Here is a 21,784-nt window from a genome sequence, read left to right on the forward strand (position 1 = left end):
TTGTTCTCGATGAGTTATTGATGGCTACGGAACGTGGTCCACAGACGCGTGCGCTGGCGCATGTCCTTGAGGCTCATGCTGCGGTCGGCATACAGAAGTTCGCGCACTGCGCTCGGCGGATAGATGTCAGGGTCGTTGCGCACCGCTTCATCCACCAGCGGCGTCGCAGCCTGGTTGGCGGTGGCGAAAAATAGCGTGTTGGTCAGTTCGGCCACCGAGTCGGGACGCAACATGAACTCGATAAACGCCCGCGCCGCTTCGGGGTGCGGCGCGTCCTTGGGGATCGCCAGATTGTCCTGCCAGATCAGCGTGCCTTCCTTGGGAATGCGGTAAGCGACTTCGTACGGTTTGTTGGCCTTGCGCGCCTGATCGGCGGCCATGCTCGCATCACCGTTGTAAGTCAGGGCCAGGCACACGTTGCCGCTGGCCAGATCGTTGATCTGCCGGCCAGTGGCGACGTAAAGCACCGAGGGCTGAAGCTTCTGCAACAACGCTTCGGCGGCGGCCAGATCCTGCTTGTCAGTGCTGTAGGGATCTTTACCGAGGTAATGCAACGCCAGGCCAATCACTTCTTGCGGCGAATCGAGAATTGCGATGCCACAGTCCTTGAGCTTGCTGGCGTATTCAGGCTTGAACAGCAGGTCGAGGCTGTTCAGCGGCACGTTCGGCAGGCGTTGCTTGACCGCCTCGACGTTCATCCCCAGCCCGAGCGTGCCCCAGGTGTATGGAACGCCGTAGCGATTGCCCGGATCGACGGCGGCGAGTTTTTCCAGCAGATCGGCATCGAGATTGGCGTAGCCCTTGAGCCCGTCGTGGGGAATTTCTTTCAGCGCCCCGGCTGCCAGTCCACGGGCCAGCACGCTGGACGACGGCACCACGACGTCGTAACCGCTGCCGCCGGTGAGCAATTTGGTTTCCAGCACTTCGGAGGTATCGAACGTGTCGTAGCGCACGTGGATCCCGGTTTCCTGCTCGAAACGCTGCAGGGTCTGCGGCGGCACGTAATCCGCCCAACTGTACAGATTGAGGGTTTTGTCTTCGGCCTGGGCATTGATGACCACGGACAACAACAGCGCGGGGAAACACAGCTTGAACATGGGAGCCATGACGAACACCTGACCGGAGGAAGTGGTGACAGGATGCGCGCTCGGATACATTGGCAAAATTCCAAGTTTGTTAACCTGACTTTATCGCGGAGTAATGTAATGCTCGGACAGCTTCACGATGTCGATCTGCAGTTGCTGCGCCTGTTCGTGCGGGTGGTCGAGTGCGGTGGTTTCAGTGCCGCGCAAGGTGAGCTGGGGCTTAGCCAGTCGAGCATCAGCCAGCAAATGGCCAAGCTGGAAACCCGTCTCGGCTATCGGCTGTGCAGCCGTGGCAAGGGCGGCTTCAGCGTCACGCCCAAGGGCGAGCAGTTGCTGATCGCGGTTCGCAGCCTGTTTGAATCGATTGAAACCTTCCGCCACCAATCCAACGGCGTCGCCGGGCGCTTGATCGGTGAAGTGCGGTTGGGCATTTCCGAAGCCGTCGATCAGTCAGTGCTGCAACGGGTCGCCGAAGCGATCCGGCGTTTTCGTGAGCGTGACGAGTCGGTGCGCATCGAGCTGATCAGCGCGATGCCCGGCGAGATGGAGCGCTTGTTGCTGCAACAGCGGCTCGATCTGGCGATAGGTTACTTCTCGCAGGTACAAAGTGCCTTCGACTACCGTCAGTTGTTCAGTGAAACCCAGCATTTGTATTGCGCGCCGGGGCATCCGTTGTTCACGGATGAGGCGCCCAGCGATGCGGCGATAGAGGCTTGTGACCGGGTCGATCACCCGTATCGGTTTTTGCGCTCGGATGAGCCGTTTCAGGGCAAGCTGTGTTCGGCGCGCTCGGAGCAGGTTGAGGGGACGCTGGCGTTTATCCTGTCGGGCAAGCATGTCGGTTATCTGCCGGACCACTATGCGCGTGGCTGGCAGACCAAAGGCTTGTTGCGGCCGGTGCGTGAGGGTGAATTGAGTTTTGAGGTGGCGTTTCATCTGGCCCGGCACCGGGCGCTGGTGCCGGGGGATGCGCAGAAGGCGTTTGAAGAAGACTTATTGGCCGCATTCACCTGAACATAGAGAACCCTGTGGCGAGGGGATTTATCCCCGATGGGGTGCGGAGCGCCCCCAACTCTTTGCCCTGAAAGAATGGGCCTGCTGCGCAGTCCATCGGGGATAAATCCCCTCACCACAGATAAATCCCCTCACCAAAGACTTCTCTGTTTGTCTGATGAGTATGTTCAAACCCGCTTGGCCCAATAAAACCTGACCTTTCAGGCAGTTTTAATGCGTTGCCCTCGCCGCCCTCTTCCGGCATTCTGCGCCTCCATTTTTTGACCCGGCCTCGCCTCACGGCGCGCAAAACACCATGACCGTCTCTGAAAAAGCCCCGCGCAACAACGATCTGATCTACGGCCTCAACGACCGCCCGCACCTCACCGCGACCGTGTTTGCCGCGCTGCAGCACGTGCTCGCCAGTTTCGTCGGCATCATCACCCCGACCCTGATCATGGGCGGCGCCCTCGGGCTGCAAAGCGAGATCCCCTATCTGATCAGCATGGCGCTGTTCGTCTCCGGCCTCGGTACATTCGTTCAAGCCAAGCGCTTCGGCCCGGTCGGTTCGGGGCTGCTGTGCCTGCAAGGCACCAGTTTTTCCTTTATCAGCGTGATTCTCAGCGCCGGCTTCATGGTCAAGGCGCGCGGCGGCGGTACCGATGAAATCCTCTCGACGATCTTTGGCGTGTGCTTCTTCGCAGCGTTCATCGAGGTGGTACTGAGCCAGTTCATCGGCAAGCTGCGCATGCTGATCACCCCGGTGGTCACGGGCACGATCATCACCCTGATGGGCCTGTCGCTGATCAAGGTGGCAATGACCGACATTGCCGGCGGTTTCGGCGCGCCTGACCTGGGCGCCGCCAGCCACATCTTTCTGGCGGCGCTGGTGATCGGCACCATCGTTGTGCTGAACCGCGTCGACGTACCGTTCCTGCGTCTGGGCGCCATCGTTATCGGCCTGACCCTCGGCTACGTGGTGGCGTGGCTGATGGGCACCGTGGATTTTTCGACGATGCCTGAGGTACCGCTGGTCAGCGTGCCGGTGCCGTTCAAGTACGGTTTCAATTTCGACTGGGTGGCGTTTGTACCGGTGGCGGTGATTTTCCTCGTGTCGCCGCTGGAAGCTGCCGGTGACCTGACCGCCAACTCGATGATCTCCCGGCAACCGGTGAAAGGCCCGCTGTACATCCGCCGGATCAAGTCCGGCCTGCTCGCCGATGGCCTCAACTCGGCCATGGCCGCCGTGTTCAACAGCATGCCGATGGTGACCTTCGCGCAGAACAACGGCGTGATTCAGCTCACCGGCGTGGCCAGCCGTTACGTGGCGTTCTTCATCGCAGGCTTGCTGGTGGTGTTGGGGCTGTTCCCGATGATTGGCGCGGTCCTGCAACTGATGCCAAAACCGGTACTCGGCGGCGCGGAACTGGTGATGTTCGGCACCGTCGCCGTGGCCGGGATCAAGATTCTCGCCGAGGCTGGCCTGCATCGACGCAACATGCTCATCGTGGCGATTTCCCTGGGGATGGGCCTGGGCATCGCCGCTGTTCCGGAAGTGCTGCGCGAACTGCCGCAGGCCTTGCGCAACATCTTTGAGTCGCCGATTACTGTGGGTGCCTTGTGCGCTATCGTGCTGAACATCTTCCTGCCGGAGGAATTCATCGAGCTGGAAGAAGACGACTTCGATCCGGAAGCTTCTATTCTTCAGGTCATGGAAAACCCGGACGTCCCGGCCAAAGGTGAACCCGCCTCGGCTGCGGCTGTCGCACAGTTGAACCGCTAAAAGCTTTGCTCGCGAAAAAGGGCTGAGCCGGCAACGGTTCAGCCCTTTTTTATTGAGAGATTTTTATGCGCCGTTTGCACGCCGTCATCCTGTCGCTACTGCTGTTGTCGCTCAGTGCCTGCGCGCTGTTTCCCAATCGTGATCCGGTCAACATCAACGTGGTCGGCATCGAGCCGCTGACCAGCCAGGATCTGGAAGTGCGTTTCGCGATCAAGCTGCGCGTGCAAAACCCCAATGAAACCGCGATCGACTACAACGGCATTGCGCTGGACCTGGAAGTCAACGGCCGCCCGCTGGCCTCAGGCGTCAGTGACCAGAGCGGCACGATCGCGCGCTTCTCTGAAACCGTGGTCAGCGTGCCCGTCAGCGTTTCCGCGTTCTCGGTGCTCCGCCAGACCCTCGGTCTGAGCCAGACGCAAACCCTCGACAACCTGCCTTACGTGCTGCGCGGCAAACTCGCCGGCGGGCTGTTCGGCACCATGCGTTTCACCGACAGTGGCAAGCTCAGCCTGCCTAAAACCAGCGCCGCGACCTGGTAAAGATGCGCTAGCCTGCGTCGTTCAACACAGGCATACATGGAGGCCGCAGGTTTATGGAAGACACACCGACGTTGTACACCGAACGGCTGATCCTGCGCCCGCTGGAGCTGGCAGATGCCCAAGCCGTGCAACAACAGTTTGCCCACTGGCAAGTGGTGCGCTACCTGAACGCCGCCGTGCCGTGGCCGTACCCGGAGGATGGCGCCCTTACCTACCTGCGCGATATTGCGTTACCGGCAATGGCCGCTGGCAAGGAATGGCATTGGTCGATTAGGCTGAAGACCGCGCCGGAGCAATTGATCGGCAATATCAGCCTGATGGATCAAGAGGACAACAACCGTGGACTCTGGCTAGCGCCGGCATGGCAAGGCAAGGGGTTGATGAGCGAAGCCTGCGTGGCGGTGACGGACTACTGGTTTGGAATCCTTGCTCGCCCGGTGATGCGCGTGCCGAAAGCGGCACCGAACATTGGCTCGCGCCGTCTCTCCGAACGCGCCGGCATGCGCCTGATTCGCAGCGATAAAGACAATTTTGTCGGAGGGCGCTTTGCTCGGGATCTCTGGGAAATCACCCGCGAGGAATGGCTGCAACAGCAGTGATCCCTGAACTCTGAACCCTGTGGGAGCTGGCTTGCCAGCGATGGGGACTTATCTGCCAACATCACTGTTGTTTGACCCGCCGCCATCGCTGGCAAGCCAGCTCCCACAGGTTATGTGTCAAGCCGGACCTTATCTGTTGAAGCGCACGCCCGGTTTGGCGCGTTCGTCGACGTTCAGTTCGAAGATATCGGGCCGGGCATAATGGCCGACCACGTCGTAGTCATATCGCGCGCGCACTAACTCATCCGTGTCGATTTCGGCTGTCAGCAGCCCCGCCTCACCGCGCAACGGCCCGGCGAGTACATCGCCCATCGGGCCGACGATCACGCTGCCGCCGGCAATTAACGCACGGTCCGCCGGCCAGTTGGCAATCTCCACGCCCAGTTGCTTCGGCGACGCCTGCACCTGACAGGCACTGACCACAAAGCAACGGCCCTCATGGGCGATATGGCGCATGCTCACCTGCCACATTTCGCGCTCATCCACGGTCGGCGCGCACCAGACTTCGATACCCTTGGCGTACATCGCCGTGCGCAACAGCGGCATCATGTTTTCCCAGCACACTACCGCGCCGAGTTTGCCGACCTGGGTGTCGAGCACCGGCAAGGTCGAACCATCGCCCTTGCCCCAGATCAGCCGTTCGGTGCCCGTCGGCATCAGTTTGCGGTGCCTGGCTGCCAGCCCGGTCTGCGGATCGAAATACAGCACCGTGCAATACAAGGTGCTGCCGGCGCGCTCGATCACGCCGATCACCAGATTGGCGCCGGTGCGCGCCGACAGACCGGCCAGGGCGTAGGTTTCCGCCCCCGGCACGTCAATCGCATTGGCGAAATAACGCGCATACGCCTCGCGACCTTCCGGCAATCGATAACCCAGTTGCGTGCCGAAGCCCTCGCCTTTCGGATAACCGCCGAGCAACGCTTCCGGCATGACCACCAGTGCCGCACCGGACTCGATGATCGCCGCCTCCCAGCCCAGAATCTGCTCCAGGGTTTCGCCCTTGCCACCGGGCAAAGAGCCGATCTGCAGCGCAGCAACAATTGACTTTGGCATCGTGGTCACTCCATCGGATTCAAGTGTTGCTGATTCTCCGGCGCCACGGGATCATGAATAAAGCCCCGATCACTGCTGAATGATATGAGCCAAATGAATATCGCCAACGTCGACCTCAACCTGCTGAAAGTTTTCGAAGCCCTGCATGAGGAGTCCAGCGCGAGCCGCGCAGCGTTGCGCCTGGGCGTGACGCAATCGGCCGTCAGCGCGGCATTGCGGCGCTTGCGTGAGGTGTATGACGATCAACTGTTTGTGCGCACCGGACGCGGACTCGCGCCGACGCTCAAGGCCAATCAACTCAAACCGGTGGTCAGCGAAGCCCTGAACAAATGCCGACAAAGCCTGGCGATGGTCGATCCTACGGCCAATCATTACGACGGGCGCTCGGTGACAGTGGGCCTGTCGGACGACTTCGAAATCGCTTATGGCCGGCGGTTGATCGAGGAAATCGCCCGTAGCGCGCCGAAACTGCGGCTGATCTTCCGGCAGACCCACAGCCAGATCGTCGCCCGCGCCCTGATGGAGCGCAGTATCGACCTGGCGATAACCGCAGGCGGATTTGCCGAACGCCTGCTCAGCCGTCAGGTGTTGGGTGAAGGGGGTTACGCGTGTCTGGTCGACCCGGCGAGCCTTGCGCCCGGCCAGCAGCAGATCGGTCTGAACGAGTTCGTCGAACGCGAACACATTCTGGTGTCGTCGGGCGGTTTTATCGGGATTACCGATGAGGGGCTGGCGGCCGTGGGCATGAGTCGCCGGGTATGCGCATCGACCACGCACTTTGCCGCGTTGCCCTATCTGCTCAAGGGCAGTCAGGCCGTGGCGACGATTCCGGCGCATGCCGCCGAGAGCATCGCGGCGCTCAGTGGCCTTGCGTTATTGCCCTGCCCGCTGGCCTTGCCACGCTACCCGATCGAACTGGGCTGGCGCACCAGCACGCAGATCGACCCGGTGGTGGTGAAAGTGCGCGAGGCGATTGTCGCGTGCTTCACCTGAGACTGACGCGGCGTTACTTGTTCGCCGCCATCAAGCGATTGACTTCACTGCGCACCATGTTGGCGAACTCGGGTGGCGACATGCCGTCCAGTTCCGCGCGGGCCCACTCGGCCCACTTGCCCTTGCGCTTGGCGCGCTCACCGAACAGGCGCGCGGCTTCACCTTTGGCTTTGCCCAGATTGTTCTGCCAGAGTTCGAACAGACGGGATTTCTCATCTTCCAGCGCGGCGCGCTCTGCGAGGGATTTGTCGGCCAGATTGAAACTCATGGGGAATTATCCTGCTGCGTAAAATGGCGACATCTTACACGCTCGACGGAAATCTCCCGCGCAGGTTTTTGTTCCCGGGCTAAATTCAGTGCAACTTTTTACTCAGCGCCACACTCCATTGATCACTGTCCATTCAACTGCAAGGAGTCACCCAATGGCCCGGAAATCCGCCGTGCAAGCCGCCGAAGACCAAATCAAGGATCAAGCCTTCAGCGAACTTCAGGCTCTGATCGAAGAGTCCGACAAACTGCTCAAGAGCAGCGCCTCACTGGTCGGCGAAGAAGCGGAGACCCTGCGCGGGCAAATCGCCCTGAAACTGCAACAGGCGCTGGATTCGGTGTCCAGCGTACGCGACCGCACCAAACCTGCCGTCGACGCGACCGAAAGCTACATTGGTGGCCACCCTTGGCAGACCGTGGCGATTTCCGCCGGGTTTGGTCTGGTGGTTGGCCTGTTGCTTGGCCGTCGTTGAATCGATTTAAAGCACAACGCATAACCTGTGGCGAGGGAGCTTGCTCCCGCTGGACTGCGCAGCAGGCCCCTTGTTTTTGAAGAACGGGGGTCGCTTCGCAACCCAGCGGGAGCAAGCTCCCTCGCCACAATGTGTAATCTCAATCAGCAGCCAATTCCCGCAACTGCGCCAGCGTCTGCTCATCCAGCACGATCCCTTCTGCCAACGATTTCGCCCGCTGCCAATGCCGGCGATCGCCCGGCAACCGCTTCAGCCCGACCCCATGCATCTGCCGCACCAGCTCTTCACTGCGCTCGGCAAAACTCTGTCCGGCGGCCTTGCTCGGGTCGATGACGATCAGCAACTGCCCGGTCCACGGGGTTTTAGCCCCGGGATGATTCGACCAGTCGAACTCGAAAGAAAAATTGCCGCCGGTCAGCGCCGCTGCCAACAACTCCACCATCATCGACAGCGCCGAACCCTTGTGCCCGCCAAACGGCAACAACGCCCCGCCTTCGAGAATCGCCTTGGGGTCCTGGGTCGGCTGCCCGAGGCTGTCGACCCCCATGCCGGCCGGTAACTTTTCACCCTTGCGCGCAGCGATCTGTACGTCGCCATGGGCTATTGCGCTGGTGGCCAAGTCGAAGACGATTGGCGCGGCGCCGGCCCGTGGCGCGGCAAAGGCAATCGGATTGGTCCCGAACAACGGCCGGTCGGCGCCGTGCGGCACCACGCAGGTCATGCTATTGACCACGCTGAGCGCCACCAGACCTTCGTCGGCGAAAGGTTCGACATCCGGCCACAGCGCCGCGAAGTGATGGGAATTGCGAATCGCCAACACGGCGATTCCGGCATGCCGCGCCTTCTCCACCAGCAATGGCCTGGCGGCAGCCAATGCCGGCTGGGCGAAACCGTTACCGGCATCGACGCGCACAAACCCCGGTGCGATATCTTCGACCCGTGGCACGGCATGGCCATTGACCCAGGCACTTTTCAGGGTCGAGACGTAACCCGGAATGCGGAACACGCCGTGGCTGTGAGCACCATCGCGTTCGGCATTGGCGCAATTGGTGGCCAGGACCCGGGCGACCTCGACAGAGGTGCCGTGGCGCAGAAAAATCGTTTCGAGCAGGAGTGTCAGCGCTTCAAGCGATAACACGCAGGATTCGGCGGAAGAGATATGGTCGTGTGGCGCAGACATCTGAAGCTCCAGAATAATTATTGGAGGGAACACCAGCGTACGGACAACTTGCCAACCGATTAACCATGCCCGGGCTGCCGCCTGTCAACCCTCAATACCGCCCATCGCCTCGCGGAAAACCTTTCAGCCTGACAGTTTTGCCTCGACACCGTGACATAGCTATCTACCGCCTGCGCCGCATCGGGCGGTCCTAGTCTTGCGGCTCGCGCTGATCCATGCGCCCCGAAAAGAGCCTCAATGATGACCACTTCCGTTTCTCCCCTTCTGTTTCCCGAAGCCTTGAACTCGCCCGGACTGTGGCAGGCGCTGGGCAAGACTCATCATCTCAATCAAAAGGATTTTGCCTGGCTGGCCCATGTGAAGCTGGCCTCGCACACACTGCGCAACGAGCAAAAACCGCCCATGCTCGCCCAACGCATTCGAATAACGGCGGGCACGCAACCGCCGATGACCCTGACCGGATGTTTCATCCTCAGCGCCACTCCCGATGACGACGGCGCGATTCTCTATACGCCCTACGACGGCATCAAAAAGTACGACAGCCTGGCGTCCCTGCAGACCGCACTCGAAGAGCGAGTGAAAAAGGCTGTCGAGCAGGATGATTTATTGGCGTTTCTCGGTTTGCTGCAACGCCAACAGCTTGTTGAACAAACCAGCAGGACGTTGACGTACGAGACCATCGAGGGCGATGTATTTGATGATCAGAAAGCGGCGATTCTGGCGTCTCAACAGTTGAATGCAGAGGCCATGCTTAGCGAGTTGAAACAACTGCCATCGCTGACGGCGCTGCTGGAGAGCAGCCTTGACGAGCTGCTGAAGGAGTCTTTGCCGAGTCTGCAGCAAGGGCAAACGCGCACCAGTTTTTACACGCTGACGGATCCAGGCGATAACAAGAGTTCCGCCCGCCACTGGCACGACTCGACCAGCCTGAGTGAAGCGGTACTGATGCGTTACCGGCAGCAGAACTGGCCGACTGAGCAACTGCATGAGTTTTCCAATCCGCGCCATATCCCGACACCCGGTGATCAGGCCCTGTGGGACAAGGCTCTCGACACCGCGTCAGGCAAACTGTTGATTCTGCTGTTTCGTGCAATGGAAAGTTACTGGGACGGCGCCAGCGCAGAGGGCTCGACTCGCCGCGCGTTCTTCGCCAAGGCCCTGCTGGAACAAGCGCGTGCCGAGCTGATGATCAAGCGCGAAACCGCCATTATCGATGCCGGCCAATTCGCCACGCTGCACCAGATGATTCGACCGGACGCGTTGCCGACCCGCCGCGCAACCATCGAAAACGTGCGTTTGTGGGAATACGAGCCCAACTACGTCGAGCTGGCCGGCTCGTTGATGATCAGTTTCAGCGAGGCCTGTCTCTATACGCCGACCATGGGCCTGCAAGTGCTCAAGGACTATCAGGACCTGAAAGACACCGTGCAGAGCAAATTCCTTGCTGCCGGTCATGAAGACGAGCTGTATGGCCTGCTGAGTCTGGAAGAACGAAAACGCTTCGTGGGCTTCGACAAGCCGCATGTGACAGGCGTGTCGATCAGTGGCGAGATTTTCGAGGTGTTGTTCGAGGGCATCATCGGCAAACAACGGCAGAACATCGAATATGCCTTGCAGGTGTTCCGCCTCAGCGATGGTGCGGTGGATATCCACGCCATGTTCGACAAGGCCCTGGACATTCGCGCCATGATCCAGGAGCGCTTGCTGGAGCTTGATGCCGGTGAGCGCTGGACCACGCGACCGGTGCTGATGGGTGTCCAACAACCGTCCGCGGTCCTCGCGGAAAAGGCCGCTGCCGTGGCGCGCTCCTGCACGGGCATCGAAGCGTTGCTCACCGGTTCGTTTCGCGGCCAGCCCAGCGCTACCGCAGAAGCGCAGCGCAGCTACCTCGAAGGCATGAAGTCTCGGCTGAGTCATTCACTGTATGTCGGCGTGCGTGGTGAGGCCGAGCTGCGCGAACTCAGTGGTTCACTGAACGCCGCTGAACGGGCCATTGTCGATACGGTGTTTCATCCCGACCAACCGAACCGCAGTGATCGACGTTCGCTTAACGGCTTTCGCCCGGATGCCTGGTCATTGACCGTTGAAAGTACAGACAGCCCGACGCCATTGCCCTTGGCGCAATGTGTTTTGCTGACCGAGCGCGGCGGGCTCGACGACGCGCACTCCGGACGCGCGGTGTTATGGACCCCTGCCCTCGGGCTGGAGGTGTTTGCCAGCATTGGCAGTGCGCGCCGGGCATTGACACAACGCCTCAAGGACCCGGTGGATCGTCTGACACTGCTGGAAAACCTCGCCCCACAAAAACGCCAGTTCCATCAGCGATACACCTTGGGCGCCCTGCGTTTGATCGAGGACAATGTGCTGCACAACCGGGCGCAGTCCGGCATCGAGCACTTTCTTGCGCGCTGCGATCTGGTACGTAAACACATGAAGGATAAAACCGGCCTGCCCGCTGCCCTCGACAAGCTGAAGAGAGACCTGATCGACACCAACCTGCCGCGATCCATGCACCTTGCACAAGCCATCAACCGGCAACAAACGCTACCGGCATGGCTGGGCATGGCCGCGGTCAAGGAGCAACAGCTGCATCTGGAACTGCTCGAGCAATGGCACAACAGCGTCGTTGATAACCTGGATTACCTCAGCGGTGTGCCATCTCTGCAGGATTACGTGCACAAGACATTGCAGACACTGCTCGACAGCCGATTTGCCGACAGCAAACTTGACCCAAAAGCCATCGAGATCACACCCAACCTGACCCTCGCCGGCCCTGCCCGCCCTCTCGGCGAATACGCGCTGAACCACATCAATATCGCCCAAGGCACCGGTTTCAAGGTCGCCTCGAAGAACACGCAAAAACTGCCGGAGGGGTTTAATGAAGCAGCCGTCAGGCAACTGTTGCAGTCGCTGGAAATACCGACGACTTACGCTGCACAAGTGACCGATGCCCTGTCGGGCGACTCGGGCGAGGTTGAAGCGCGCAAACAACGGTTTTACCACCAACTGCCTTGGCAACTGTTGCAGCATGCCCATGGCTTGAAACTGCAACAGCAATTGTCCGGCACGGCATTCGAACAAATCTGTCAGGTGCTGGACATGCCGGACGGCATAGCCCGCGCGACAGTCGAAGGCGCTCACGCAACTTTCTCGCCGTTGTCGCTGATCAAAACCGCCGGCACCGCCGCAGTCGAAGCACTGGGTCTGTATGTGATCAGCCCGGGCACGGGGCACAAAGGCCCTTCGGTGCTGTATGCACCTTATGCCGACGACGTGTTTCACGAATTCGAAGGCCCGGCACAACTGATTTCGGCGCTAAATACGCCAGGGCCATTGCAGGACTTGCTGATTCGCCGGCTGCCAGCCGAGGATCAGTCGGTATTTCGCGCACTGTTGAAGTCGAGTGTTGGCGAAACCAGTGAAATGACGCTGGCCGGCGATGCCATCAGCGGCAATCTGTTGCACCGGCTGTTCAAGGACAACCTCAAACTGTTGACGCAATTCCTCGGCTGTCAGGCGCAAAGCTCCGCGCAAGATGATTGGGAAACCGCGAAAAGCCTGTTCAGCCACGGGATCAAACTGCTTCCCGGTCTGCTGCCGGGCAAATTGTCCTATCTGACGTTCCTCTGGCAGGCCTACAAGGACTTCAAGGTCTCGGCCGAAGCGCTGCAGGATCATCACTGGGCAAAAGCCTTGAAAGCCTTTATCGACGGTGGGATACAGATGGTCAGTTTGGGCCGGGTGTCGCTTGAGGGATTGTCGGAGACCACCGTGCAGTCACCAGTGGCGGCCGCGACGACAAGGGCCAGACGCCAGACGCCAACCACCGTGACAACAACGACCGATGTGACTACCCAAACGGTCGACCTGGCAAAAGCCCTGACACTGCCGCTTCCACGCTGGTCGAGCATCCGACTGACGTCGCCATGGCGCACTGCGTTGCAACTGTTTGAAATGGTGGCCGTGACACTTAAGGATCTCAAGCACAACTCAAAGAATGGCACCTACGAGCACCCGACCAGCAAGCAGGTTTACAACGCTATCGCCGGCAAGGTTTATCGCATCGAAAAACCTGGGGCGGTCTGGCAAATCGTCAATGACCAAATGCCCGGCCCCTCGTTAATCGAACAGGGCTCGCGCCTGTTGCTGGCACCTGATTCGCACACTGTTCACTACGGCAAGGCCATTTCCAAACTGCACACACGTTTCACCGTAGAGCAAAACCGCCGGGCACTGCTGAACATCGAGGCCAAGGGCATGGCGGAAATTCGTCGCCATCACCCCGAGAAAGCCCGCGTCATTCAGCAAGCAGTCGATCTGGCGCGGTTCTATGCGTTCAACAGTCTGCACAATCTGGTTCTACTGAAAAGCAACGTTCCGGGTGGCCGCCTGGAAGGCTATCTGAAAGACTTTTTCGGCGTTGCACAGATCGATACGACATTGCTGGCCAAAATCAACAAAGCCATCGTGCCGATCTGCAATGCCTTGGTCGATCCTGACGAAGACTTGATGAATACCGATCGCTTCATTGTCGGCTCGAATGTTTTCAGATCACCCATCATTGCGTTCGTCTTGACCAACGACGACAAAAAAAATGTGCACTTCACCGAGCACTTCTTCAACCAGCAGTTGGATCTTTATGAAGGGTTTCTGGCCGAGCCTTTCGATGTCGCCGGGCACGCTCAAGCGGCGACATTGATCCATGAATTTGCCCACCAGTTTTCCAAAGCTGAGGACTTCGCCTCACTGGAGGCTCGCCGACCATTCGCCGATCTGATTGAAGACCTCACCCATTACGGACAGTCACTGAGGAGTGAATTGGAACTCTTTCAGAGCCGTGCATTGTCATTGCTCACTCCTCGCGAGGAACTGTTTGCACGCTGGAGCGCCAAGAAAGGCTCGTTTGTGAGCCTGGATAAAATTCGTGGGGGAGACGATCTGACCAAGGAAATTCTCCAGTTGACCCTCAGTCCGACCATCGATGAGGCGCGCAACAAGTTTTATGATCGAACGTCATCGGATGTGCGTGCCGATGTCATCCTGCGCAATGCCGACTCGATCGCCCGGCTGATTTGCGAGATGGGCCGGAAACTCGATCCGGTACCCGCCCCTTAAAAAAATCCAAGAAAAAGGCGCAGGTCGTAACCTGCGCCATTCCGCGAGCAATCAGTCTCAGTCTTTCTGATCGCGCAACACATTGCCCGAGGCACCGTCGATGCGGAACTCGTAGACAACACCATCAGCCTTGCGGCCTTCGCCTTTCCAATAGCCATTGTTATCGGCTTCGATCTCATAGACCTCGACATAACCCGCCTTGGTCTTGACGATCTCGATAGCCTTTTCGATAGTCACCCAACCAGCTCCCGGCTTATCGGCCATTGCCGCGCCGGCGCTGAGCAAGGTGACGCTGGCAATCAGGGCTGCGAAAGTCTGCTTTATCATTTTTTTCACTCCATTTATGGATAGTGGTCATTGGCGTCCTGCTTTTTGGGCGCCTGAGTGAAAAATAAGTTCCACTTTGATGGGTAAATGCCATGACTCTTGTTCTCGGCAACTTCCCGTCAAGGTTAGAATGTGCGAAATCAGGACGAGTCAATGACCCAAGACACCCTCTCGGAAGCCGAATACGATGCGATCACCGATGCCGCCGCGCACTGGTGCATGCGTCTGCACGCCGCCGACTGCACGGACGACGAGCGTCGCGCATTCAAGCAATGGCACGAAGCTCATCCCCTGCATGCGTTCGAGTACGAAGCCATGCTGGAAATCTGGGACGTAGCCGAGCATTTGCCGCGCCCCGAACCAGCGGTCGTTGTACCGATTCGTCAGGCCACTCGCTCATGGCGTCAATATGCTGTAGCTGCGGGTGTCTGCGCACTGGCGTTGCCGCTGGCGGCTTACACTGGCTGGAACCTCGGCTGGCTGCCCGACAGCTATCAGCACTTCACTGCCACCGACAATGTCCGCCAGGTCACGTTGAGTGATGGCAGTCAGCTTGAACTGAACCTGAATACTGATCTGACCTTCAGCAACTACAAGGACGAGCGTAGGGTCACGCTGAAAAAAGGTGAGGCGTTCTTCACCGTCAGTCATGACACTTCGCACCCGTTTGTCGTGCGCGCCGGTGAAGGCAAAATCCGCGTGACCGGCACGCGCTTCAACGTCTGGAAGTATGAAGATCAAGTGCGAGTGAACCTGATCGAAGGTTCGGTGCTGGTGACCAGCAACAGTGCATTACCGGGCGACGGCTTGCGCTTGGGACCGGCCATGCAGGCGCGCTACAAACAGGGCGATTACATGCCGCAGATCAGCCAGACCTATCCCGGCGATACTTCGCTGGCCTGGCGCAGTGGCAAACTGGTGCTGGACAATCTGGCACTCAATGACGCCCTGCCGCTGATCAATCGTTACCTCGACAAGCCGTTGATGCTCGCCGACAGCAGCACTGGCTCGATTCGCGTCGGCGGCATCTACAACATCAAAGAACTGCACAACCTCGCCAACACCCTGCCCAGGGTTTTGCCCGTCTATCTGACGCGCAACAAGGAAGGCAACCCGGTGATCAACCCGATACCGCAAAAACCGCCAAAAAGCTGAAGGCCGCGTCCCTTGCGGGATGCGGCCTTCAATGTTTGCTCAGTTAAGGCTCGGTTTTACTGCGCGGCGACTTTCCCCATCTTGTCCAACACCCCGCGAATAGTCTGCACCTGATATTGCGGATCCGCCTGGATCTGCTGCTCGGTGAACGGCATCACACTCCACTGTTTCTTCGAGAAAGCCTCGGTCTGGTCCCGTGAATGCTTGGAAGCCGGATCACTGGACAGCGAGAATGCCAACAAGCCCTGCGCGTGCGGCCCCTTTTCATCGAACGTCACCACTTGCAGGTAGCTGGTGCCGCTGACCACTTCGAGTTTGCCGTCTTCGCGTGGCACGCTCTGGATGGCGTTGTAGGTCCCCAATTTGCCCGGTCCGCCATGAATCGGCGTCTGTTGCCCAACAATGCTGAAGACCTGGATATCGCCCCAACGGCTTTGCGGCGTAAGGCCCATTTTACCGGCCAGTTCAGCCGAAGCCAACATTGCAGCGCGCAATGCCTTGGCCACCTCTGGTTGCTCGATCGCCAGACCGCGCGGCGTGTGTTGCGGATCTTTTGGATCGAAAGCAACGCGCCAGATATCCGTGGACCCCATCAGTGTTTTCATGATGTTCTGGAAGTGCACCAGGCCTGTGCCCGAATCCAGATTGGCTCGACCGTCCCACGCCTTGAGGCTCGCGCACACGGGTTTCAGCGCTTGCGCATCGGCTCCCAGATCAGCCGCGCAGAATTTCAACAGATCCGGCACAACCTGGGTCGCCAGGTACACCTGATCGTCCATCACCATCTGCTGCAAATCTTTCGCCGCCACCGAGCCTTTTTTACTCAGGCCCGACAGACGATCCAGGGCAAAGCGCGAACGCAGGCCCAACGGTTGACCATCCTGGCTGATCAGTGGCGAGAAACCGGTCAGCGGTTGCGCCGGGTTGACCAGCCACGCGGAATCGTTGGAGTGCTGGACGAAGTCCTTGCGCAGCAGTTGCGGCAATTGGCTGGACGCATAGATGCCCTTCTGCGCCGCTTGCGGGTCGATGTCCCAGGCGCAGGCGCTGTTGGAGCCGTCCAGCACGATCATCTGAGTACCTGCACGCGGATCACTGCACTGGGCCAGTTTTTCCCGGCTGACGTTCGGCACCACCGACAGGTTCATGTACAGCGTCTGCCCCTTGTCATCGACGGCGAGCGTGTTGACCCACGGAATGCCCTGGATCTTGTGCACCGAATCCTGCAACGCCTGAAGCGTGGAGGCCTGATTCATCGCATACCACTGCGTGAGGACGCGATCGTTATCGAGGTTGGCATCGCGCAAGCTGTAGGCGAACTGATTGTCCCAGTCGAGCTTGCCCGGCCATTGCACGATCGGGCCGAACTTCGAGCTGTAAACGTCGCGGGCCACTGGCACCACTTGCCCGTCAGCCTGTTTGACCTGCACGGTCACGGTCTGCTTGCTCATCGGCACGGATTGACCATCAAGCAGATAATGCGTCGGGTCTTTCGGGTCGAGTTGCAAGCGATACAGCGTAAAGTGCTTCGACGAGTCGACCGTGTGCGTCCAAGCCAGATGCTGGTTGAAGCCGATGTTGATCATCGGCAGACCTGGCAAGGCAGCGCCCATTACGTCGAGCTTGCCCGGAATGGTCAGGTGCATTTGATAGAAACGCATGCCGCCGACCCACGGGAAGTGCGGGTTGGCCAAGAGCATGCCGCGCCCGTTGAACGAGCGGTCACTGCCCACCGCCACCGCGTTGCTGCCTCGATCCAGGGCAAAACGCTGCTGGCGGGCGTCGGCCATCTGGTAGGCATGTTTATTGTGTTCGACGCGAGCCGTGGCCTGTGGAGGCGTAGCACCCGCCAGCGCTTCGGCGAATTGACCGACACCGCCCTCGACCAGCAGGCGACGAGTCAGTTTGACCAGATCTTCAGGTGCAATGTCGCGGACCCACTCGCCCTGACACTGCTGCGGCAATCCCTGCGGACGGCGCTCGGCGAGATAACGGTTATAGCCGGCGGCGTAACCTTCGACCAGATCCCGCACCTGGGCCGGTTGCGCCTGCCAGAACGTATTGACCGCTTCGGGGGTATTGAGCCAGTTGAAGAAGACGTCGCTGACGCGGTTTTCGCGTTCTTCAACGGTCAATTGATCCGGCCCGAAATAGCGTGAACGCTGGCCGTTCACCGTAACGATTTCGTTGGCCAACAGGCACAGGTTGTCCTGTGCATAGGCATAACCGATACCGAAACCCAGGCCGCGCTCATCGTGCGCACGGATATGCGGTACACCAAAACCGGTACGACGAATCTCGGCGCTGACATCAACCGCCGAGGTCAACGCATGAACCGACGGGCTCAGCCCGAAAAACAGACCGGCAAGGCTCATCCCGGTTAATTGCCTGAAAATATTCACGCTCGCTCCTGATCGAAATATCTGAGAGCGGATCAGGCATTGCCACACGAAGAAGACATGACGGGCACGGATCCGTTCCGGAAACACTCACGCGTCCACGCGCGATGAGCCTGCTCTGGAAACGAAGCCGGAGAAAAAAATTTACCCCGCCAAATGGCATTAATGCGCCGTGATTACACGGACAAGACGAATTTCCGACAAATTTTCTACATCTTTTCTTTCATGATTTGTCGAGCTGATACGTCTTGTTTAGAGAACGCAAAAAAAACCTTTCCCGATCAGGCTCTGAAAAGGAGTATCACATGTATAACTCGCAACTACCAACGGACGGTAGCCAGGCCCCACAAGGAGTTTCCATGAGCCCCCACGCGAGCGATTTCGGACAACGCGTCGAGCGTCACGGTAATGAACGCATTCGGCTGTTACTGAAAAGTTTCGGCCTGCGCACCAGCCTGATTCGTCTGAAAGTCATCGACGCCCTGCTGGTTGCAGCGCAAAGCGACCGACGTCTGGGTGTGCGGGGTGTCCACAGCCAATTGCTCGACCTGGATATTCCGCTGTCCTTCCTCAGTGTGCGCGAAGTTCTCAAACGTCTGTGTGCCGAAGGCGTGATCACCTTCAATGCGGACAAGAGCTACAGCCTGCATCCACAGGCTGCTGCCGTCCTCAACAACGATTGAAACGTGCGGCGACCGCCTTCAAGGCTTGACCTTGCGGCGCATCACGCCGTTGATCACGACAACAACCACCGCCACACCGATGGCGATGTACTGGAACGTCTTTTCATCGATTTTCCCGGTGTTTTGCAGCCAGGACAGGCCGAGCATGATCGCCAGTACGGACACGGCGATCAGAATCGAATAAATCAAGCGTTGCTTCTGGGTCATTGCGGCTTCCTGAATCTTTGAAATGTATCCGGTTTGTATCCGTTTGCATGCCATGCGCTTACCGTGTTTCGGGGATGCGTCAGCGCAAACGGGGTCTCATGTTACAGCCGATGAAGAGTTTTGGCTTCATGACGGCATCACCATGAGGACTTTTGAAATGCTGCGTCGAATCACCTGGCTGATTCCCCTTCTCGCCCTGCTGACCCTGAGCGGTTGCATCATCTTCCCGCACGGCGGCTGGCACGACGATCACCATCGTTATTACCAGGGCGGTCCTGGTTATTATCAACATCGTTAGAACAGGATTGTTCGCCCTGCCCGCCTGCCGATAATGCGCGCAGGGAAATTGACAGCCCAACCACTTCAAACAATGCCCGCTCTTTGCGGGCATTGTTTTTCTGAAGTTCACCGATAAAAGCCTTGGATCCAATCAACACAATGCAACCATTTGAAATTTAATGTATTAGCAAACAACTAGGTCACCCGCGTCACTACCCTTAGTCTCTGCAAACTTCCTTAACACTAACTTAACAAGGATGTTTCATGCAGAAGACATTGATAAAAATAGGTCCGCGACACCTCATCGGATTCTGTCTGGCCCTGAGCGCTTTTGAACTGCTGACCTATATGGCCAGCGACTTGATCATGCCGGCGATGTTAAGCGTCACTGCCGATTTACATGCTGATGTCCGCCATGTACCCCATGCCTTCAATCTTTATTTGCTGGGGGGCGTCTGCCTGCAATGGTTGATGGGGCCGCTGTCTGATCATTGGGGCCGACGACCGATGTTATTAATCGGTTGCGCAGTATTCGGGATTGCCTGTGCGGCTACATTCATCACCCACAACATCGAGGTTTTCAATCTGCTACGGCTGATTCAGGGGGCAGGCCTGGGATTCGTCGTGGCAGTCAGCTATCCAGCCCTGCAGGAAGTCTTCTGCGAGGCCGATGCAGTGCGTCTGATGGCCCTGCTGGGCAACGTCGCGCTGTTATCGCCATTGCTGGGTCCATTGCTCGGCAGCCTGTTGCTGGAATGGCTGAGCTGGCGCGAGCTGTTTCTGGCTCTGGGTTTCGCTGCGGCGGCGGTCTGGCTGGGGCTCTATGCTTTCATGCCGGAGACCGTGGGCGTTGTGCGCCTTGATGGCCAGCAACAGGTGCAAGTGCGGTTTTCCCTGCGCCAGACGGGACAGCGCTACCTGGCTTTGCTGGGCAATCGTCAGTTCGTCTGGGCGTGCCTCGCCCTGGGGCTGATGAGCCTGCCGCTGATCGCCTGGATCGGCGTGGCACCGCTACTGCTGATCCAGTTGCTGGGTATGACACCGCTTGAATACGGGCTGTGGCAGATACCGATTTTCTCAGCCGTCATCGCCGGCAATCTGATCCTCGACCGCTTGCTGATCACTCACTCATTGCCACAGGTGATTCGCTTGGGGCAATGGCCATTTTGCCTGGGTCTCTTGGGGTTGATCGGCTGCGCGTTGCTGTGGAAAGGCCTGGTACCCGTGGTGGCCAGTCTGACGTTTTATGCCGTCGGGTTGGGCATCAGCAATGCCGCGCTGTATCGACTGGCATTGTTCTGCACGGATGACAGTAAAGGTCTGGTCTCGGCCATGGTCGGCATGATTTCGATTGCCGTGATGGGCATCGGTGGATCACTGGTTGCCGTCCTCGGCGGCGGCACACACCTTGGATTTTTCGCGCTCTTGTCTGCCTTCGGCGGCCTGATGTGCCTGCCCTTTCTGCACGGATTCTTACAGGACCGGCATAACGACTGCATCTCACCTCAGTAAAGGAATATTGATGAATCACTTACCCGTCAGCGACGCGCTCTGCGCGTTGCCAGGAGCTTATTGCCTGGATTCCGTGCCCGGTGGCCTGTTTGATCGGGCCATGGCCGAAATAAGCCGCTTTCACTGCCGGCACACACCCGGTTATGAAGGCTGGTTGAACGCCAACGGCCTTGTGGTAGATGATCTGGATGGCCTCGATGACTGGTCACGACTGCCACCGATCTTCGCCAATTTTTTCAAGCAGCGATTGCTCCTCAGCACCGTCGGCGAAGACGCGCTGGAACTGACGTCCTCCGGCACCAGCGGTCAGCAAAGCCGCATGCGCTATGACAAGCGCAGCCTGGCGGCAGCTCAGTTCATGGTCGCGCAGATCTTTCGGCATTACGGCTGGGACACTCCGGACACGCCCTGCAACTACCTGCTGCTGAGTTACGAGCCGCAAGGCCGAATCACGCTGGGCACCTCATTCACTGACCAGTTTCTCTGTGGTTTTGCCCCGGCCAATCGCGTGGTTTATGCCCTGCGCAATAGCGGTGACGGCCACCAATTCGATGTATTCGGCGTCATTCAGGCCTTGCAGGAGTTTGCCGAAGAAGGTCTGCCCGTACGCATCCTCGGCTTCCCGGCGTTTCTCTGGCAAACCTTGCAACGGATGCAGGCCACTGGCGTCGCGGATCTGCAGTTGCCCGCCGGCTCGCTGGCATTTTTCGGTGGTGGCTGGAAAACCCAGGCGGCGCAAGAAATTCCCCGGCAGCAACTGTACGCACACATCCATCAGCAACTGGGCATTGAAAAGGTTCGTTGTCGCGATGGTTACGGCGCCGTCGAGCACGCGGTGCCTTACGTCGAATGCGACCACCATCACTTCCATGTCCCGGTTTACTCAAGGGTGCTGGTGCGCAATCCCGCGGACTTTTCCTTACAGCCCTATGGCCAGCAAGGCCTGCTGGGCTTCGTCTCGCCGTATATCTCGTCCAGTCCCGCGCATGCGGTGGTGATGAGTGATCTGGCGACGCTGCACCCCGGCGCGAGCTGCGGTTGTGGCTTGGCCAGCGACTGGTTCGAACTGCATGGCCGTGCGGGCACCACGGCGGGCAGAAGCTGTGCGATGGCTGCGTCCGAACTGCTAGGAGGTCGATGAC

Annotated in this window: 19 protein-coding genes; 12 read left to right on the forward strand and 7 right to left on the reverse strand. The window is 58.9% G+C overall.

What is annotated here, in order from left to right; translation table 11 throughout:
* Positions 1 to 14: 14 nt before the first annotated feature.
* On the reverse strand, positions 15 to 1,106 hold the full coding sequence (locus tag ACIOWE_RS01815) for a polyamine ABC transporter substrate-binding protein (protein WP_401386625.1): 1,092 nt from the start codon (positions 1,104 to 1,106) through the stop codon (positions 15 to 17).
* Positions 1,107 to 1,205: 99 nt separating this feature from the next.
* On the opposite strand from ACIOWE_RS01815, the gene ACIOWE_RS01820 reads away from it, so the two are divergent.
* The 4 genes from ACIOWE_RS01820 to ACIOWE_RS01835 all read left to right on the forward strand — a co-directional run bounded on the left by ACIOWE_RS01820 (position 1,206) and on the right by ACIOWE_RS01835 (position 4,999).
* Entirely contained in the window at positions 1,206 to 2,099 is an 894-nt protein-coding gene (locus ACIOWE_RS01820) for a LysR family transcriptional regulator (protein WP_401386628.1), read from the forward strand.
* Between the two features lie 295 nt (positions 2,100 to 2,394).
* The gene (locus tag ACIOWE_RS01825; protein WP_201238258.1) at positions 2,395 to 3,861 is read left to right on the forward strand and encodes a nucleobase:cation symporter-2 family protein; all 1,467 of its coding nucleotides are present in this window, start codon (positions 2,395 to 2,397) and stop codon (positions 3,859 to 3,861) included.
* A gap of 65 nt (positions 3,862 to 3,926) precedes the next feature.
* A complete protein-coding gene (locus ACIOWE_RS01830) occupies positions 3,927 to 4,400 on the forward strand; it encodes an LEA type 2 family protein (protein ID WP_201238259.1) in 474 nt (157 codons plus the stop codon).
* Positions 4,401 to 4,453: 53 nt separating this feature from the next.
* Positions 4,454 to 4,999 (forward strand): GNAT family N-acetyltransferase, encoded by a 546-nt coding sequence (locus tag ACIOWE_RS01835; RefSeq protein ID WP_401386633.1) that lies wholly within the window; start codon positions 4,454 to 4,456, stop codon positions 4,997 to 4,999.
* 129 nt (positions 5,000 to 5,128) lie between these two features.
* Here the strand turns inward: ACIOWE_RS01835 and ACIOWE_RS01840 are convergent, their stop codons facing one another.
* Entirely contained in the window at positions 5,129 to 6,052 is a 924-nt protein-coding gene (locus ACIOWE_RS01840; protein ID WP_401386636.1) for a carbon-nitrogen hydrolase family protein, read from the reverse strand.
* A gap of 84 nt (positions 6,053 to 6,136) precedes the next feature.
* Between ACIOWE_RS01840 and ACIOWE_RS01845 the strand changes: the two genes are divergently transcribed.
* A complete protein-coding gene (locus ACIOWE_RS01845; protein ID WP_401386639.1) occupies positions 6,137 to 7,045 on the forward strand; it encodes a LysR substrate-binding domain-containing protein in 909 nt (302 codons plus the stop codon).
* Between the two features lie 13 nt (positions 7,046 to 7,058).
* Here ACIOWE_RS01845 and ACIOWE_RS01850 read toward each other — a convergent pair whose 3' ends face one another.
* Positions 7,059 to 7,313, reverse strand: coding sequence for a hypothetical protein (locus ACIOWE_RS01850; protein WP_401386642.1), 255 nt, complete (start codon positions 7,311 to 7,313; stop codon positions 7,059 to 7,061).
* Positions 7,314 to 7,467: 154 nt separating this feature from the next.
* Between ACIOWE_RS01850 and ACIOWE_RS01855 the strand changes: the two genes are divergently transcribed.
* Complete coding sequence (locus tag ACIOWE_RS01855; protein ID WP_016982860.1) at positions 7,468 to 7,785, forward strand: YqjD family protein; 318 nt, start codon at positions 7,468 to 7,470, stop codon at positions 7,783 to 7,785.
* 139 nt (positions 7,786 to 7,924) lie between these two features.
* On the opposite strand, the gene ACIOWE_RS01860 is transcribed toward ACIOWE_RS01855, so the two are convergent.
* Complete coding sequence (locus ACIOWE_RS01860; RefSeq protein ID WP_401386645.1) at positions 7,925 to 8,965, reverse strand: Ldh family oxidoreductase; 1,041 nt, start codon at positions 8,963 to 8,965, stop codon at positions 7,925 to 7,927.
* A 237-nt stretch (positions 8,966 to 9,202) separates the two neighbouring features.
* Here ACIOWE_RS01860 and ACIOWE_RS01865 point away from each other — a divergent pair, with 237 nt between their 5' ends.
* Positions 9,203 to 14,080 (forward strand): dermonecrotic toxin domain-containing protein, encoded by a 4,878-nt coding sequence (locus ACIOWE_RS01865; protein WP_401386647.1) that lies wholly within the window; start codon positions 9,203 to 9,205, stop codon positions 14,078 to 14,080.
* 57 nt (positions 14,081 to 14,137) lie between these two features.
* Here the strand turns inward: ACIOWE_RS01865 and ACIOWE_RS01870 are convergent, their stop codons facing one another.
* Complete coding sequence (locus ACIOWE_RS01870) at positions 14,138 to 14,407, reverse strand: PepSY domain-containing protein (protein WP_401386650.1); 270 nt, start codon at positions 14,405 to 14,407, stop codon at positions 14,138 to 14,140.
* Positions 14,408 to 14,560: 153 nt separating this feature from the next.
* Here ACIOWE_RS01870 and ACIOWE_RS01875 point away from each other — a divergent pair, with 153 nt between their 5' ends.
* Complete coding sequence (locus ACIOWE_RS01875) at positions 14,561 to 15,562, forward strand: FecR family protein (RefSeq protein WP_401386653.1); 1,002 nt, start codon at positions 14,561 to 14,563, stop codon at positions 15,560 to 15,562.
* Positions 15,563 to 15,618: 56 nt separating this feature from the next.
* On the opposite strand, the gene ACIOWE_RS01880 is transcribed toward ACIOWE_RS01875, so the two are convergent.
* Entirely contained in the window at positions 15,619 to 17,964 is a 2,346-nt protein-coding gene (locus ACIOWE_RS01880; protein WP_401386656.1) for an acylase, read from the reverse strand.
* Between the two features lie 302 nt (positions 17,965 to 18,266).
* On the opposite strand from ACIOWE_RS01880, the gene ACIOWE_RS01885 reads away from it, so the two are divergent.
* On the forward strand, positions 18,267 to 18,644 hold the full coding sequence (locus tag ACIOWE_RS01885) for a fe2+ zn2+ uptake regulation protein (RefSeq protein WP_401386659.1): 378 nt from the start codon (positions 18,267 to 18,269) through the stop codon (positions 18,642 to 18,644).
* Between the two features lie 18 nt (positions 18,645 to 18,662).
* Here the strand turns inward: ACIOWE_RS01885 and ACIOWE_RS01890 are convergent, their stop codons facing one another.
* Entirely contained in the window at positions 18,663 to 18,851 is a 189-nt protein-coding gene (locus tag ACIOWE_RS01890; RefSeq protein ID WP_201238269.1) for a hypothetical protein, read from the reverse strand.
* 157 nt (positions 18,852 to 19,008) lie between these two features.
* On the opposite strand from ACIOWE_RS01890, the gene ACIOWE_RS01895 reads away from it, so the two are divergent.
* From ACIOWE_RS01895 to ACIOWE_RS01905, 3 genes are all read left to right on the forward strand, one after another.
* Positions 19,009 to 19,149: a hypothetical protein gene (locus ACIOWE_RS01895; protein ID WP_177431341.1), complete on the forward strand. Its 141-nt coding sequence runs from the start codon at positions 19,009 to 19,011 to the stop codon at positions 19,147 to 19,149.
* A gap of 245 nt (positions 19,150 to 19,394) precedes the next feature.
* Positions 19,395 to 20,642 carry an MFS transporter gene (locus tag ACIOWE_RS01900; RefSeq protein ID WP_401386662.1) on the forward strand — a complete coding sequence of 416 codons (1,248 nt, stop codon included), beginning with the start codon at positions 19,395 to 19,397 and terminating at the stop codon, positions 20,640 to 20,642.
* Positions 20,643 to 20,652: 10 nt separating this feature from the next.
* Positions 20,653 to 21,783 carry an acyl-protein synthase gene (locus ACIOWE_RS01905; RefSeq protein WP_401386664.1) on the forward strand — a complete coding sequence of 377 codons (1,131 nt, stop codon included), beginning with the start codon at positions 20,653 to 20,655 and terminating at the stop codon, positions 21,781 to 21,783.
* Position 21,784: the final 1 nt, after the last annotated feature.

Source organism: Pseudomonas sp. NPDC087598 (assembly GCF_044743525.1).
Lineage (GTDB): Bacteria > Pseudomonadota > Gammaproteobacteria > Pseudomonadales > Pseudomonadaceae > Aquipseudomonas.

Bases quoted from the DNA above. Each gene is read 5' to 3' on its own strand.
- ACIOWE_RS01815 (WP_401386625.1), bottom strand. From the start codon at position 1,106: ATGGCTCCCATGTTCAAGCTGTGTTTCCCCGCGCTGTTGTTGTCCGTG.
- ACIOWE_RS01820 (WP_401386628.1), top strand. From the start codon at position 1,206: ATGCTCGGACAGCTTCACGATGTCGATCTGCAGTTGCTGCGCCTGTTC.
- ACIOWE_RS01825 (WP_201238258.1), top strand. From the start codon at position 2,395: ATGACCGTCTCTGAAAAAGCCCCGCGCAACAACGATCTGATCTACGGC.
- ACIOWE_RS01830 (WP_201238259.1), top strand. From the start codon at position 3,927: ATGCGCCGTTTGCACGCCGTCATCCTGTCGCTACTGCTGTTGTCGCTC.
- ACIOWE_RS01835 (WP_401386633.1), top strand. From the start codon at position 4,454: ATGGAAGACACACCGACGTTGTACACCGAACGGCTGATCCTGCGCCCG.
- ACIOWE_RS01840 (WP_401386636.1), bottom strand. From the start codon at position 6,052: ATGCCAAAGTCAATTGTTGCTGCGCTGCAGATCGGCTCTTTGCCCGGT.
- ACIOWE_RS01845 (WP_401386639.1), top strand. From the start codon at position 6,137: ATGAGCCAAATGAATATCGCCAACGTCGACCTCAACCTGCTGAAAGTT.
- ACIOWE_RS01850 (WP_401386642.1), bottom strand. From the start codon at position 7,313: ATGAGTTTCAATCTGGCCGACAAATCCCTCGCAGAGCGCGCCGCGCTG.
- ACIOWE_RS01855 (WP_016982860.1), top strand. From the start codon at position 7,468: ATGGCCCGGAAATCCGCCGTGCAAGCCGCCGAAGACCAAATCAAGGAT.
- ACIOWE_RS01860 (WP_401386645.1), bottom strand. From the start codon at position 8,965: ATGTCTGCGCCACACGACCATATCTCTTCCGCCGAATCCTGCGTGTTA.
- ACIOWE_RS01865 (WP_401386647.1), top strand. From the start codon at position 9,203: ATGATGACCACTTCCGTTTCTCCCCTTCTGTTTCCCGAAGCCTTGAAC.
- ACIOWE_RS01870 (WP_401386650.1), bottom strand. From the start codon at position 14,407: ATGATAAAGCAGACTTTCGCAGCCCTGATTGCCAGCGTCACCTTGCTC.
- ACIOWE_RS01875 (WP_401386653.1), top strand. From the start codon at position 14,561: ATGACCCAAGACACCCTCTCGGAAGCCGAATACGATGCGATCACCGAT.
- ACIOWE_RS01885 (WP_401386659.1), top strand. From the start codon at position 18,267: ATGTATAACTCGCAACTACCAACGGACGGTAGCCAGGCCCCACAAGGA.
- ACIOWE_RS01890 (WP_201238269.1), bottom strand. From the start codon at position 18,851: ATGACCCAGAAGCAACGCTTGATTTATTCGATTCTGATCGCCGTGTCC.
- ACIOWE_RS01895 (WP_177431341.1), top strand. From the start codon at position 19,009: ATGCTGCGTCGAATCACCTGGCTGATTCCCCTTCTCGCCCTGCTGACC.
- ACIOWE_RS01900 (WP_401386662.1), top strand. From the start codon at position 19,395: ATGCAGAAGACATTGATAAAAATAGGTCCGCGACACCTCATCGGATTC.
- ACIOWE_RS01905 (WP_401386664.1), top strand. From the start codon at position 20,653: ATGAATCACTTACCCGTCAGCGACGCGCTCTGCGCGTTGCCAGGAGCT.